Here is a 13,537-nt window from a genome sequence, read left to right on the forward strand (position 1 = left end):
CGGGGCCTCGGCCGGGCGGGGTGTATCCGCTCGGAACGGGCAGCCGAATCCGGCCGGAGCGGTGTGCTGAGCTGCGCCGGACGGGTCACGACCGGCCCACAACAGATCCGGACACGAAGGTGCGGCGAAATCCCCGCCGTGGGTCCTGGAGTGCGGAGTTCATCCGACGCCGGTGGTCTCACCGCAACTCCGTGCGGGCCGCCACAGCACCGATATCACCCGTCCCACGGCCATGGTGAAGGCCAGCGGCGGGATCCGGGCCGCTGGGCGGGCCGATCGGGGCAAGGCGGTCGGCGTCTGGGGCGGTATGACCGAGCAGGAGAGGGGCGGAGGCGCGGGGCGGGCGAGCGGGTGGCGTACGTGTCAGCGCCACCTGCTGCACGGGGGCGGCTAACGGCAACGGCGCCGAGGACAGGCTTCACCGCACCGCACCGCACCGCACGGCACGGCACGTCACCTCACCGCAGTGGAACGAGAGGCGGAGCGGTGGTGGGTGGGCGGCGCCTCCGTGGATCACGCGGGCCGGCACCCTCCCGACCAGCACTCGACGACATCCTGCGCGAGGGAGCGGTCTACAGGGGCGTCGGGGCGCCTGGCCGACGGAGGGGTGACTGCCAGGCTTCGCGGCGCGCTGCCTGGTCGAGTACGGGGCGACGACCGGCAGGCGCTACGGAAGTCAGCGTGGTTCCCAGCGCCGAGTCGGTCTGGAGTGAGCGAACCGGTTCACTCACGCTCTTCCTGCAATTCCAGCCGGGTGTCACCCGCGCTGGAAGGTGTCGGCCGCCTGCCGCAGGCGCAATGGCTCCAGCGTGTCCAACTGTCGCTGGGCGCGGCTGAGGAGGCCGTCGAGCTGCGTGGCATCCAGGCGTTCGTCGGTGTCGGCCACTTGCCGCAAGGTACGCCAGCCTGCGGCCTTCCCCTCCACTCCCAGGCGCAATAGTTCCAGCTCCACCATGGAAGTGAGCGGAGAACGACGTACGAGCCGTCCATTGGGCTTCAAGCGGCCCACCGTCTCGGCCAGGGTCCCCGCGACGACCTTGTAGCGGCGTACGGGGATGTCGAGCCGACGCATGATCTCCAGCAAGGCCCCCCGGTCCTCGGCGATCTCGATGGCGACGGGGCGTACGGCGTCGGCGAGCTCCGGAGCGCGCTCGGAGTCGGCCTCGGCCAGAGAACGCGCCCGGCGCACGCCCAGCGTGGCACCGGCAAGGTGATCGTTGAGATAGATACCGAGCAGGTCCGTGCCACTTCGGTTCGGGCGAGCGCCCATCGGGTCGTTCCCTTCAGGATCGGCGGCTTCTCAGCTCTCAGCCGTTCAGACGGTTACGAAGGAGTTGCTTGCCCAGTTCGGCCCCTTTGCGGCTGTCCGCCTGTGCGCGACGGAACAGATCCGCGACTTGGGTGTCCTTGTCGCGCTCCGCATCCTGAATGTATGTCTCCAGGCGCAGTGCGTTGCTCAGACACGCTTCGACATACCGGACGAGGTTGTAGTCCTTGTCCGGAGTCCGGTAAGACCGCTGGTGTCGTTCGTGCCGGTCGTATGAGCTTCCGCTGCTGTGGGCTACGGCATCCGCCTACTCGGCGTTGGGGGCCCGAGTACCCCGGCCACGCCCACCAAACGAACCGGGCCGGCCGAGTGTCGATGGTCCCTGCCGAAGGCTTCTGACGATCCGGTACCGCCGACCCGTCTCACGATGGCCGGAAGGCCGGCGCGGAGTCGGGAGCTGACGCGTCGCCCACCCGTAAGTGCCGTACTGGTTCAGCCCCTGGAGGCGTCGGGCTGACACCGTTCGCACCAAGCCGAGCTCGCAACCCCTGTGGTCACTGGACGGTCCACTCCCAGGATGCGGCCTTCATGTAGTCCTCGTCGGTTGTCACGTTCGTGGCCCAGGCGAGTCGGGCAGGGGGGTTCGACTCGTCCCCGGCGAAGACCGTGCAGAGGGTGCGGGTCTCGCCGATGTCCCAACCCATGTAGACGGGTGGGACATCGCAACCACCGTCGACATATCCCGTGTGGACGGTCGGCCGCTCCGCGACTTTCACGCCGTTCATGTCGAGGGCCGCCGCATGAGCTCCAAGGTCGGCGTTGGCGACTTGCGGCTTACCTGCCTTCAGCGTGTACGTGATGTACACGAAGTACGGCGTATCGCCCTTGAGTTCGCCCGGGCTGACCGTGTCCCAGTGCAGGGACTTCGCCTGCTCAGGCGTTCCCTTGACGATCTTCTTGGCCGTCACCTCGAACTTCCCGCCTGCGGTGTTCGCGGGTTCGTACAGCTTCGGCGCCGGCTGGCCCATCGTCAGCGCGGGGCCCCACTCCCACTTCGCGGACGGACTCGCGGACGGGCTCTCCCGGCCGGTCTCGCCCTTCGCCGCCCGGCCCTCGGAAACACCGGGCTTCCCGCCCCCTCCGTCACCGCCGCAGGCGGTGAGCGCGAGTCCGAGGGCGGTGACGAGAACCCCGTACAGGGCCTTGGAGCGGCGGTGCATGCACTCTTCCTTCTGACACAGATTCCGGATCCGGGGAGGAACAGGAGCCTGAGCATGCCGAATCCCCCCTGGCCGCGCTGCGCGCGCGTCGTGTACATGCTAAGTGCCTCCTCGCGACGCCCCTCCACCTGGCCTGCAGTGCGTAGGGCCTTCGGGGGAACGGGTAGGCCAAGGTTCCCCGATGAGCGCAGCCAATGCCGGACGGTTCCAGGCGCAACTGCCTGGGCGAACCGGGCGAGGCGAACTCGCGGGCCTCATGAACCCCGGCTGGGAGAACCCCCGCCCGTACGGGAGGCACCTGACCCTGCTGATCGGGACGAAGCCGGCCGACGTCGCCCACCCGTACACGACCGCCGAGTCGTACCCCGACTCCACCATCGGCACCGATCCCGGCGCCGGTCGGCCCAGTGAACCCACCCGTACCACTCCGCTAGCATGTTCGAGCTCGCGGTGATCGCCCTCATCGTGTCCTTCACCGGAAACCATGCTTTCGGCGCGAAGAGTGATGAAATCCCAAAAATCGACTAACCGATTGAGACCGATAACATTGCGGGTGCTTTCACGAATAGACGACCGACCGGAGTCCGCCGCGTGGCGTCAGCCACGGGTGATGCTGTGGACTGCGGCGGGTGTGGTGGCTCTCGGATTCCTCGTCGCGTTGGAGATCGCCACGCGTCACTACGGCATACCGGGGCCGCTCACCAACCAGGCGCGCGAGGTGATATTCGCACCCAAATCAGGGCCGCTTCTTTACGCCAGCATGGCTTTGATGACGGTGGTGCTCACCTGGCGGCAACGACTTTTCGCGGTGGGTGCCGCCATCGGCATCGACATCATCTTCTTTCTCGTGCGGTGGGCTGTTGACGCCAAGATGATGTTCGGCAACGGCGCGCTCTGGGTGATCCTGGGGTGCGCGGTCATCGCGGTCACGCGCCGCACCGGCCGGGAACGTGTCCTGCTGCTCAAGGGCGTCGGGCTGGGCCTGCTGCTGGTCGCCGGCCGCAAGACCGGTGATGCCTGGCTGCTCATCACGTGGAAGACCCGCCCGACGGTGCTCGACCAGTACGTGGCAACCGCCGATCACGCGCTGGGCAACCCGTCGTGGGTCGCAGGCCGGATCGTCGAGGCCACCGGCCCGGTCGGCGCCCATGTTCTCGACTGGGTCTACATCCAGCTCGCGGTGGGCGCGGTCGCCGTCGCGCTGTACCAGCTGCGTAACGTGGCGGTGGAGCGCCGTTTCCCGGGCCACCATCTGGTGCGCACCTTTCTGGTGATCGGCCTGCTCGGGCCGGCCATCTACATGATCTTCCCGGTGGTCGGACCGATCTTCGCTTACGGCGCCGACGGCGGTCACTGGGCGGTGGCCAACCTGTGGCCGGACACGGCGTCGCCGGTCAACGCCCCGCACTCGATGCCGTTCGACGGGATCACCCCGCGAAACTGCATGCCCAGCCTGCACACGGCATGGGCCACCGCGATCTTCATTCATTCCCGCAGGGGCCCGAAGATTCTGCAATTCGGCGGCGCGTTCTGGCTGATCGCCACGCTCGGCGCAACGCTGGGATTCGGCTACCACTACGGCGCGGACATTATTGCGGGCGTGGTGTTCGCATTCACGATCGACGCGGCGCTGCGCTCGCTCGACCGTGGCTGGGATCGCTCGGGAATCCAGCTGGTCACTTATGGAGCGGTGGTCTTTGCCGCACTCCTGCTGGCGTATCGCTATCTGTCCGTGGAGATGGCCGAACATCCGTGGGTGTTCGGACCGCTTCTCATTGGGGCGATGACCTCAGTGGTCTACGGCTGCGTACGGACCACCAAGGTGTGGGATGCGAAGGCCGCACCAGTGCGGCAGCCGGAACCGCAGCCGCAACCGCAACCCGAACTGGTGTGAGTCGTGGTGCATCAGCAGGCCCGGTGACTCCGGCCGAGGTCGGCGTTCGGCAGGCGTGCGGGGAAAGACCGGACCGGCCGCCGGAAGAGCGAGGTCGCCCAGGGCGGTCGGTCCGTCAGGCGTGATGCCGACCCCTGGGAGTCGGCCGGCCCGCCAGCAGGCGAGGCCCCACGCCTGGCTCTGTCGAAGTCGACCGCACGGTCCGCAGCTTGAGCCAGGCGCCGTTAGCCGTCGAAGCGCCCTTGTCGGTCAGGCACTTCTGACGGTGCTGAGGCAGCCACGTGGCCCACATGGCGGAGCCGATGGAGGGGGCGAAGGAATCGTTGCGGGCCGCCGTCGCAAGATCCCTCTGTGGACCGGCGTCGCGACCGGCCCTCCCGGCCCCGCAACGGGTTGAACCTCGACAACTACGTCGCGGCCTTCAACGCCGGCGAGACGCTCACGCCTGCGGCAACACCGCCTTCATGCTGGTCTTCTCCATCACCGGCACGGTGGCGACCGGCTCGATGACCGCGTACGCGATCGACCGGGTCGACTTCCGGATGAAGAAGCTGATGGTCACCCTCTTCCTCGCCGCTACCCAATGCCCGGTGTCACCAGCTGGGTCGCCACCTTCCAGGTGATCAACGGCTTCGGCCTGTTCGACAGACGGCGGGCCTCCATCCTCCATCGTGGTCGTCGTTCCGACCCCGCTGGTCTTCCTCTTCCTCCAGCGCTACCTCTACAACGGCTTCGCCGAGGGCGCCGAAAAGTGAGTGCACAGCCGCACCGACACACGGAGCGTCTCCACGCCGAGGGGGGACACCCCGAACATCGCGTGCCGTGCCGCCGGTCATGGCGCAGACTCGCGTGCATGGCGGACATGGGAGCGTTCCAGGACGAGGCGGGCGCCTGGGCGGCAGGCGGAAGAAGGGGGTGCCCCGCCGCTCAACCAGCATCCCGCGCCCCGGGCATCAACCGCCCCGTGCACGGTACTCGCGAGGCAACGGGGCGCCGCCCCGCCAGACTTCGAGGAGGTGGCCACCCATGATACAGCCGATGGGCCAGACGCTGTACGAGCCCGATGCGGAGAACGAGTTTCGCGCCGCGACGCAGAGCGCGACCCGGCAGAGCGCGCCCCTGGAGACCGGGACCCCGGCGGCCGAGCTCCTGCCGAGCAGGCCCCCGCAGAGCGCGTCCCTGGAGACCGCGAGCGGTGGTGCGGGTCAGGCGGCGCAGCCCCGGGGCCGCACGAGCATCGCCGTCGGCGCAGTGGCGAAGATCGCGGGTTTGGCCGCCCGCGAAACTCCCGGTGTCCACTCCCCGAGCGGCGACCTCGCCCGTATGCTCAGCGCGAGGCGTGCGGCGCGGGCGGGGCGCTCGACCGTGACCCGGGGCGTGCGCGCGGAGGCCGATGAGCGGCGGACGGCCATCGATCTGGAGATCGCGGTGGAGTACGGAATGAGCATCACTGAGGTGGCCGCCGAGGTCCGGCCGAACGTTGTCGGGGTCGTGGAGGGGATGACGGCTCTGGAGGTCGCCGAGGTGAACATCGCGGTCGGTGACGTCGACCTGCCCGACCGGGCGGCGCCCGAGACCCCCGAAAGCCGTCTCCCACAGCCGCCGCCGATGCCGTGAACCTCCGGCAAGCCGTTCTAGCCGGTTCGATGAGTACGGGACTGACGGTCGGCCTGGCCCTTGCCGCACTCGCGCTTCTCGCGACCGCGCTGGTGGCGGCCGTCCTGACCGTCCGGCTGGTCCGGGCCCGCAAGATCCTGCGGAACGCCGGCATCCCCCTGACCCACAAGGCCGCCTACTGGGGCGCGCTGCTGTACGTGATCAGCCCGGTCGACCTGCTCCCCGACCCCGTCTACCTGGACGACATAGGCGTCCTGCTTCTGGCCCTGCGCACCCTGCAGGCGGCGGCCTCGCGGGGGAGCGGTGAACCGGACTAGCGTCCGGGCCTGTCAGGCAGGGGTTTCGCCGCCTGCGGATCCGCTGGGTGGTACGGGACGACATCCGCGAAGCCCTTTCTCACCCCCGGTGGCCGACCTCAGGTCGGCTTGCGCCATACGGAGATGTGCTTCGCGGAGTCCTGGGTGAACGGCGTCCCGTCCCAGTCCGCGACGCGACGTTCCAGCTCCAGGCCGGCGATCCGTGCCATCAGGTCGAGCTCTGCCGGCCAGGCGTACCGGTGCCGGGAGTTGCCGCGGCGGTAGCGGCCGTCGTCGCCCTCGCGGGTGAAGTGGTGGGAGACGAGAATCTGCTCGACCAGGTCGAAGGTGTCGAAGCCGAGATGCTGTTCAGAGACGTCGAACGGCACCGCGACCTGGCCGGGAGGCAGGAACCGCAGCGGCGGCACGCCCAGCTCGATGACGAATCGGCCGCCGGGCGCCAGATGACGTGCGGCGTTGCGGAAGCATTCGACCTGCTCGTCCTGCGTGAGCAGATTCGTGATGGTGTTGTAGACGAGATAGACCAGGGTGAACTCGCCAGGGACGACGGTGGTGGCCATGTCCCCGATGACTACCGGGAGCGTGACCTCGTCGGCCTTGCGCCGCAGGACCGCTGCCATGTGCTCGGACATTTCGATGCCCACTACCTGCACGCCGCGTTCCCGGAGCGGGACGCCCACCCGTCCGGTTCCGACGGCGAACTCCAGAGCCCGGCCGTCTCCGGCGAGCTCCGCGAGGAAAGCGACAGTCGGTCCGAGAATCGCGGCCGAGGACATCTCGCTCTCTTCCGCGTCGTAGCGGTCGGCGCTCGCACGGGTCCATGGCTCACTACTCGTCACGGGCGGCCACTTTGCCGGGTGCCGAGGGGCGCTGTCGACGCATTTACCTTTCGCCGCTCCGATCACGGGGTCCGGGGCGGTTCGGCACAGACCTTCGAGGAACAGTCCGGATCGGGGGCCACAACGTCACGGCGTGGTGCGGCCGTTCTGCTCGGCGTAAGTGCCGGCTCCCGCGGTTCCGTCCTGCCGAACCGGTGCACGAACTGCCTCCGGGTTCGCCGGGGACGCGCCTGCCACATGTGAGTGATGCCGGAGATTGACCACCGCTGTTGAAGGCCGCCCATCACCTCGCGGGTGGTGTCCTCGTCGGCGGCGGTGACGGCCAAGACGGGTTCGGCGATGTGCTGTTCGTCCATCTGCATGCCCTGAGAGACGGTTCCAGCCCACCGCTTCGCGAGGAGCATGCCAGTTCCAGCCGCCGGCAAAAAACAAAGGCAAGGAGAGCACTCTCCTTGCCACTCTCAAGTTATAGCGCGATGGGGGGCTTGCGGCAAGACCCGGGTCTCGGCGCAGAATTCGGCGGCCGGGGCCACAACCTGCGGACGGAGCATTGCTGCCTTGGAGGTATCGCGATGATGGAGCAGTACGTGTTGGATCTTCAGGAGGTTGACGAGACGCAGGTCGCGGTCGTTGGCGGCAAGGGCGCGCATCTGGGCGGCCTTTCGGGGATCGAAGGCATCCGCGTGCCGGGCGGCTTCTGCGTGACGACGGACGCCTTCCGGCGGATCATGGCGGAAGCGCCGTCGATCGCGGATCGGCTCGATCGGTTGTCGCGCTTGAACCCGGACGACCGGGAGGAGATCCGCACGCTCAGCGCGCAGATTCGCCGGACCATCGAGGGGATCGCCATCCCGGGCGATCTCGCGGCGGCGATCACCCGTGCGCTCGCCCGGTTCGGCGAGCAAGCGGCCTACGCCGTCCGATCCAGCGCGACGGCGGAGGACCTGCCGACGGCCTCCTTCGCCGGCCAGCAGGACACGTATCTGAACGTCATGGGACCGACGGCGATCCTCCAGCACGTCAGCCGGTGCTGGGCCTCGCTGTTCACCGAGCGGGCCGTCACCTACCGCCAGCGGAACGGCATCGACCACCGTACGGTCCACATGGCCGTGGTCGTGCAGCAGATGGTCTTCCCGCATGCGGCCGGCATCCTGTTCACGGCCGATCCCGTCACGGGCAACCGGAAGGTCGCCACCGTGGACGCCGGCTTCGGCCTCGGTGAGGCACTGGTCTCCGGCCTGGTGAACCCGGACGTCTTCAAGGTGCGAGACGGCGAAGTCGTCGCCAAGGCGATTGCCGCCAAACAGCGTGCCGTTCACGCCCTGCCGACCGGCGGTACGCAGGAAGTGGCGATCGACTCGCAGCAGCAGGAGCAGCCTGCGCTGACGGATGCGCAGGTAGTGCGGCTCGTGCAGCTCGGGCGGCGGATCGAAGCGCACTTCGGCCGGCCCCAGGACATCGAATGGTGCCTGGTCGATGACGGCTTCCAGATCGTTCAGAGCCGGCCGATCACGACGTTGTTCCCCGTTCCCGAGGCCGGCGACCAGGAGAACCACGTCTACGTCTCCGTTGGGCATCAGCAGATGATGACGGACCCCATGAAGCCCCTGGGGCTTTCCGTGTGGCAGCTGACGGCCATGGCGCCGATGCACGAGGCCGGCGGGAGGCTGTTCGTCGACGCCACCCGCCGCCTGGCATCGCCCGCGAGCCGCGCCGCCCTCCTGGACCTCATAGGGAGAGGCGATCCGCTGGTCAGGGACGCGCTGGAGACCGTACTCGACCGCGACGGCTTCGTCCCGTCGCTCCGTGACACGGGTCCCGGCGGGCCGCCCGCCAGTGGCGCACCCGCCCCGATCGCGACCGATCCGGCCATCGTCACCAAGCTGATCGAGCGCAGCCAGGCGTCCATCGACGCCCTGGGGCGCGACATCCGGACCAAGACCGGACCGGCGCTGTTCGACTTCCTGCTGGAGGCCTTCGAAGACCACAAGCGAGTCCTCAGTGATCCGCTGAGCATGCAGGCGATCATGGCGGGGATGGAGGCCACGTGGTGGCTCAACGACAAGCTGCGGGAGTGGCTGGGCGAGAAGAACGCGGCTGACACGCTCACGCTGTCCGCCCCCGGCAACGTCACGTCGGAGATGGGACTGGCGCTGCTCGACGTCGCGGACGTGATCCGCCCGCAGGCTGAGGTGGTGGCGTTCCTGCGGGGCGTCGAGGACGAGGGCTTCCTGGAGGAACTGGCGAAGCTCGCGGGCGGGACCGAGGCGCGCGACGCCATAGAGGCCTACCTCGACCGGTACGGCATGCGCTGCGTCGGCGAGATCGACATCACGAGGCCGCGTTGGCGCGAGCGCCCCACCACGCTCGTGCCCGTGATCCTCGACAACGTCAGGAACTTCGAGCCGGGCGCCGCCGAGCGGCGCTTCGAGGAAGGCCGGCAGAAGGCGTGGGAGAAGGAACAGGACGTGCTGTCACGCTTGCGGGCCCTGCCTGACGGGGACCGGAAGGCCGACGAGGCCAAGCGGATGATCGACCGGGTCCGAACCTTCATCGGGTACCGGGAGTACCCGAAGTACGGCATCATCAGCCGCTACTTCGTCTACAAGCAGGCCCTGCTGGAGGAGGCCGAGCGCCTCGTGCAGGCGAACGTGCTTCCTGAGAAGGAGGACGTCTTCTACCTCACGTTCCAGGAGTTCCACGACGTCGTGCGCTCGAAGCGGGTGGATGATCAGCTCATCCGGCAGCGCAAAGACGCGTTCCGGTCGTACCACGCGCTCACACCGCCCCGGGTGCTCACCTCGGATGGCGAGGCCCTCACCGGGGCGTACCGGCGCGACGACGTGCCGGCCGGTGCCCTGGTCGGCCTACCGGTTTCCGCCGGGACCGTCGAAGGAAGGGCCCGCGTCATCCTTGACATGGCGGAGGCCGACCTTGAGGCGGGCGACATCCTGGTCACGTCCTACACGGATCCCAGCTGGTCGCCGCTGTTCGTCGGAATCACGGGCCTGGTGACGGAGGTGGGCGGCCTGATGACCCATGGCGCGGTGATCGCCCGGGAGTACGGCTTGCCGGCCGTCGTGGGCGTGGAGCGGGCCACCCGCCTGATCCGGGACGGGCAGCGGATCCGCGTGCACGGAACCGGCGGGTACGTCGAGATCCTGTCCTGACCGACCACGCCGGGAACCTGTCGCCTCGTCCGGCATCACCTGCCTCACCCGAGGTGCGGGGGCTTCGGCCCCCAGCGGGGCTGGGCAGCGTACTTCCGCAACGGGAACTCCGGGCGGAAGCTCAACGCGGTCGACGGTTATGTCCACGAACGGCCGGACACCTTCGCCAGCCGGAAACACAGACTCCGAGGCCGGAACCGGACCACCCGATTCACCTACGGATGGATCACCCGTCCCAGGGTCTACCGCCTCACCGGAAACGTGCACAGGGCGACCGCGCAAGCCAGTAGGTGAACGATGTCGGAAAGCCGCCTGTGCGGGAGAACTGCACGCACGGCATGAATCGGCGGGGGCTTGAAACGGAGCGGAAGCCACCGCGCCAGTCCCCGACCCTACGTGGAACGGTGGCGCTGAGCTGTGTCCTTCCGGGTGTCGTGGCGCAGCGCCGAGCGGAGGTCGAGGAGCGCCGTGCCCCACGTCCAGATGGCCAGTGGCAGCGCCACGGCCTTGACCCAGAACCACACCGAACGGGGCTCGGGGTCGGCGAGCAGGTCGTATCCCCACGAGGCGCTGAGCGTGCACATGGCCGCGGTCGGGATCAGCTGGGCGCGCGCTGAGCGGCTCGTGCGTCCCGGGTTGTCGGCCAACCGCATCGCGTACACCTCGACAGGACCGAACTCCTCGGCCGCGCAACCGCCGGACGCCCGCAGATGGTCCCGGGCCTCCTCCCGGCAGCGGGCCGCCGCCGTGGGCGGGTAGCCGTGCCGCCCTCTGAGCAGCTCTTCCAGACGGCCCAGCCATGCCTCGTCACCGACCGGCTCCGCCGCGGCACGCCGCCCGAGGAACCAGCGCCCGGCCCGCTCGTCGGGCAGCCGGAACCCCGCGACGGCCAGCAGCACCCCGACGCCGAACAGCGCGGGCGCGGGCACCTCGACCAGCGACCTGGAGGGGACCGATGTGAACAGGACAGCGGCTGTCACCACGAGGGCGCAGACCGCCGTCAGCGCGATGCGCCAGGCCCGCAGTCGTGCGGCTGCCCGCAGTTCGGGCAGCACCCCGGACACCGCCACGGAAAGCGCCGCCAGCAGCGCCCCGCCCGTCAGCTCCGGCCATCCGGCCGTCAGCCAGAACCCCTCGCTCACCCAGAGCACGATGCCGAACAGCACCGCCTGAAAGCCCGCCAGCACCAGCCCCGCGGTAAACCGGCCGCCCGCCGCGAACCCGTCCAGGCCGTCGGCGCTGCGCCGCGTCTCGCTGATGCGCTCCGCCGCGACCGTATCGGCGTAGGCGTTCGGTTCGCCGACCACCTTGCGTAGGGGCCTCCCGGCCTCCGCCGCGATCTCGTGGACCTCGGCGAGCACCTCGTCGGCGAGCCCGTCCGGCGGGTTGTGGTGGTAGGCCAGCGCGAGTTCGAACTGTGCCGCCCACCGCTCGTCGTCCTTGCGTGTCCAGACCGGCCGCTGCTCGGTGCCGCGCGTCATCGATTCTCGCCCCCATGGTCCCCGGGTGTCGTCCGTGCGGAAGAGCGGCCCCCGGCCAGCGCGCTCACCACGTCGTCCAGGGCCCGCCAGGACCGGTACTCCTGTGCGAGCCGGGTGTGTCCGGTGGCGGTGAGGTGGTAGTACTTCCGCCCCGGCCCGCCGTCTCCCGCGCTCCACCGCACCTCGACGGCGCCCTCTTCCTCCAGCCTGCCGAGGGCCGGGTAGAGGGTGGCCGCCTTGAGGCCCCCGAGCCCGGCCTCGCCGAGCCGCTGGATCAGTGCGTAGCCGTAGCTCTCGCCCTCGGTGGCCAGCACGCCGAGCAGACACAACGGCAACGACGCGCGCAGCCACGCGGCTTGGACGTCCGGCATGATCCCTCCCCAGCAACCCGACTAGTTGGGTTCTGATAATAGTCGAAGGATCGGAAGAGTTGTCCAGGGGGCGCGGTAAGGGGCGCCGGGGGACGCGAGTGAGGGAGTGGACCGGGCGCTCCGGGAGGCGGTCGGCGGGGATGACGGGAACGGATGAATGCTTGGCACGCCCCCGGGAGGTGCCCTTCCCGTGCTGCGGCACCCCCTGCTTCCCCCAGCGCAAGCGGCCAGTGGAGACAGGGGTGGTGACGGAACATCGAAGGCCTGAGATCCCAGCTTTCCGGGCGCCATGTGTGCGACCTTTGTTGTCTGGGCTCTCCTTCCCGTCGCGAAGGGGGCCTCTCCCATTGCCCGAACGCCCCTGGGAGCTCCGCCGGGGGCTTTGCCCGGTGCCGGAGACGTACGAGGAAGCACGGCAGGGCTGTGAGCAGACCGGTCGCCTGACGGGGTGAGTCCCTGAGATACCAAGGCTTCCCGATTGACGGGTGATCAGTTCTCGATGAGCGGGGACTCCCGTGGGCCGGGCCCTGATGGCCCTGACCCGCGCGCCTGACCTCGGACGAGACGAACGGTGATGCGTCAGCCTTCGGCGCGATTTTCTCAAGGTCGGGCGTGGCAGCACAGCGGCCTGGCTGTCCTTTGGCGGCGGAGTCGGTCTGGCGGAAGACGCCGACCTGCGAGAACTGGCTTCATCGTCGGCGCAGGTTCTCGACGGAGGCGAGCTGGATGCCGATGGGCTGCAGTACCGCGTCGACCACCGCCTCCACGAACTCTTCTTCGGCCGGGAGTTGCCGTAGCAGGATCCGCATCCACACGGCGCCCGCGATGAGGTCGAAAAGAAGGGCGGGGTCCGTGTCTGCGGACAGTTCGCCGCGGGCCACGGCACGGGCGAACAGTGGCCGTTCCCGTTCGAGGCGGTCGGCGAAGAAGTCCCGGGTGAGGAGGGCGAGTTCGTCCTGGCCGCCGCCGCTGAGCATGGCACGGGCGACGGGGCCGGTGCGCTCTCCGTTCACCAGGCGGGCCATCTGTCCAGCGAGTGCGATCAGATCACCCCGGAGGTTTCCGGTGTCGGGGATGTCGATGTCGAGCACCTGGGAGCGGAGCAGTGCGGCCCGCAGCAGTGGCCCCTTGGACGGCCACCACCGGTAGATCGTCGTCTTGTTCACCCCCGCCCGCTGTGCGACAGCCTCCACGGTCAGTCGCTGGTAGCCGCGTTCGATGAGTAGTTCCAACGTGGCCTCGTGGATGCGTTCGGCGGCGCGCGGACCGGTGCCTGCCGTGCGTCGCCGGGGACTGCTCGTGCTGGATTCACTCATGGCGCTAGTGTAAAACACAACGCAACGTTGCGTTGTGATTCAGGG

At 69.0% G+C, this 13,537-nt stretch carries 12 protein-coding genes and 1 pseudogene; 5 read left to right on the forward strand and 8 right to left on the reverse strand.

Annotated features, from left to right (window positions below; genetic code table 11):
• Nucleotides 1-757: 757 nt before the first annotated feature.
• The 3 genes and pseudogenes from ACFWA7_RS05400 to ACFWA7_RS05410 form a co-directional block, all read right to left on the reverse strand.
• Complete coding sequence (locus tag ACFWA7_RS05400) at nt 758-1,270, reverse strand: hypothetical protein (RefSeq protein ID WP_385538549.1); 513 nt, start codon at nt 1,268-1,270, stop codon at nt 758-760.
• Nucleotides 1,271-1,307: 37 nt separating this feature from the next.
• Nucleotides 1,308-1,505, reverse strand: a pseudogene (locus tag ACFWA7_RS05405) (hypothetical protein); the annotation flags it as partial.
• Between the two features lie 316 nt (nt 1,506-1,821).
• Nucleotides 1,822-2,487: a hypothetical protein gene (locus ACFWA7_RS05410; protein WP_385821117.1), complete on the reverse strand. Its 666-nt coding sequence runs from the start codon at nt 2,485-2,487 to the stop codon at nt 1,822-1,824.
• A gap of 610 nt (nt 2,488-3,097) precedes the next feature.
• Between ACFWA7_RS05410 and ACFWA7_RS05415 the strand changes: the two genes are divergently transcribed.
• On the forward strand, nt 3,098-4,381 hold the full coding sequence (locus ACFWA7_RS05415; protein ID WP_385821119.1) for a phosphatase PAP2 family protein: 1,284 nt from the start codon (nt 3,098-3,100) through the stop codon (nt 4,379-4,381).
• Nucleotides 4,382-4,820: 439 nt separating this feature from the next.
• Here ACFWA7_RS05415 and ACFWA7_RS05420 read toward each other — a convergent pair whose 3' ends face one another.
• Entirely contained in the window at nt 4,821-4,943 is a 123-nt protein-coding gene (locus ACFWA7_RS05420; protein ID WP_385821121.1) for a hypothetical protein, read from the reverse strand.
• A gap of 464 nt (nt 4,944-5,407) precedes the next feature.
• Here ACFWA7_RS05420 and ACFWA7_RS05425 point away from each other — a divergent pair, with 464 nt between their 5' ends.
• A complete protein-coding gene (locus ACFWA7_RS05425) occupies nt 5,408-5,998 on the forward strand; it encodes an Asp23/Gls24 family envelope stress response protein (RefSeq protein ID WP_385821123.1) in 591 nt (196 codons plus the stop codon).
• A 29-nt stretch (nt 5,999-6,027) separates the two neighbouring features.
• Complete coding sequence (locus ACFWA7_RS05430) at nt 6,028-6,315, forward strand: YkvA family protein (protein ID WP_385821126.1); 288 nt, start codon at nt 6,028-6,030, stop codon at nt 6,313-6,315.
• A 98-nt stretch (nt 6,316-6,413) separates the two neighbouring features.
• On the opposite strand, the gene ACFWA7_RS05435 is transcribed toward ACFWA7_RS05430, so the two are convergent.
• Nucleotides 6,414-7,154: a class I SAM-dependent DNA methyltransferase gene (locus ACFWA7_RS05435; protein ID WP_385821129.1), complete on the reverse strand. Its 741-nt coding sequence runs from the start codon at nt 7,152-7,154 to the stop codon at nt 6,414-6,416.
• 572 nt (nt 7,155-7,726) lie between these two features.
• Between ACFWA7_RS05435 and rph the strand changes: the two genes are divergently transcribed.
• Both rph and ACFWA7_RS05445 read left to right on the forward strand, forming a co-directional pair.
• On the forward strand, nt 7,727-10,324 hold the full coding sequence (gene rph, locus ACFWA7_RS05440) for a rifamycin-inactivating phosphotransferase (protein ID WP_385821131.1): 2,598 nt from the start codon (nt 7,727-7,729) through the stop codon (nt 10,322-10,324).
• Nucleotides 10,325-10,363: 39 nt separating this feature from the next.
• Nucleotides 10,364-10,618: a group II intron maturase-specific domain-containing protein gene (locus ACFWA7_RS05445; RefSeq protein WP_385821249.1), complete on the forward strand. Its 255-nt coding sequence runs from the start codon at nt 10,364-10,366 to the stop codon at nt 10,616-10,618.
• Nucleotides 10,619-10,716: 98 nt separating this feature from the next.
• On the opposite strand, the gene ACFWA7_RS05450 is transcribed toward ACFWA7_RS05445, so the two are convergent.
• The 3 genes from ACFWA7_RS05450 to ACFWA7_RS05460 all read right to left on the reverse strand — a co-directional run bounded on the left by ACFWA7_RS05450 (nt 10,717) and on the right by ACFWA7_RS05460 (nt 13,492).
• Entirely contained in the window at nt 10,717-11,805 is a 1,089-nt protein-coding gene (locus tag ACFWA7_RS05450) for a hypothetical protein (RefSeq protein WP_385821133.1), read from the reverse strand.
• The gene (locus tag ACFWA7_RS05455) at nt 11,802-12,176 is read right to left on the reverse strand and encodes a PadR family transcriptional regulator (protein ID WP_385821135.1); all 375 of its coding nucleotides are present in this window, start codon (nt 12,174-12,176) and stop codon (nt 11,802-11,804) included. The genes ACFWA7_RS05450 and ACFWA7_RS05455 overlap by 4 nt, the downstream gene beginning before the upstream one ends.
• Before the next feature lie 689 nt (nt 12,177-12,865).
• On the reverse strand, nt 12,866-13,492 hold the full coding sequence (locus ACFWA7_RS05460; protein ID WP_385821137.1) for a TetR/AcrR family transcriptional regulator: 627 nt from the start codon (nt 13,490-13,492) through the stop codon (nt 12,866-12,868).
• Nucleotides 13,493-13,537 lie beyond the last annotated feature (45 nt).

Source organism: Streptomyces sp. NPDC059994 (genome assembly GCF_042737755.1).
Taxonomy (GTDB): Bacteria; Actinomycetota; Actinomycetes; order Streptomycetales; family Streptomycetaceae; genus Streptomyces.

Bases quoted from the DNA above. Each gene is read 5' to 3' on its own strand.
- ACFWA7_RS05460 (WP_385821137.1), bottom strand. From the start codon at position 13,492: ATGAGTGAATCCAGCACGAGCAGTCCCCGGCGACGCACGGCAGGCACC.
- ACFWA7_RS05425 (WP_385821123.1), top strand. From the start codon at position 5,408: ATGATACAGCCGATGGGCCAGACGCTGTACGAGCCCGATGCGGAGAAC.
- rph (WP_385821131.1), top strand. From the start codon at position 7,727: ATGATGGAGCAGTACGTGTTGGATCTTCAGGAGGTTGACGAGACGCAG.
- ACFWA7_RS05410 (WP_385821117.1), bottom strand. From the start codon at position 2,487: ATGCACCGCCGCTCCAAGGCCCTGTACGGGGTTCTCGTCACCGCCCTC.
- ACFWA7_RS05450 (WP_385821133.1), bottom strand. From the start codon at position 11,805: ATGACGCGCGGCACCGAGCAGCGGCCGGTCTGGACACGCAAGGACGAC.
- ACFWA7_RS05415 (WP_385821119.1), top strand. From the start codon at position 3,098: ATGCTGTGGACTGCGGCGGGTGTGGTGGCTCTCGGATTCCTCGTCGCG.
- ACFWA7_RS05430 (WP_385821126.1), top strand. From the start codon at position 6,028: ATGAGTACGGGACTGACGGTCGGCCTGGCCCTTGCCGCACTCGCGCTT.
- ACFWA7_RS05400 (WP_385538549.1), bottom strand. From the start codon at position 1,270: ATGGGCGCTCGCCCGAACCGAAGTGGCACGGACCTGCTCGGTATCTAT.
- ACFWA7_RS05455 (WP_385821135.1), bottom strand. From the start codon at position 12,176: ATGCCGGACGTCCAAGCCGCGTGGCTGCGCGCGTCGTTGCCGTTGTGT.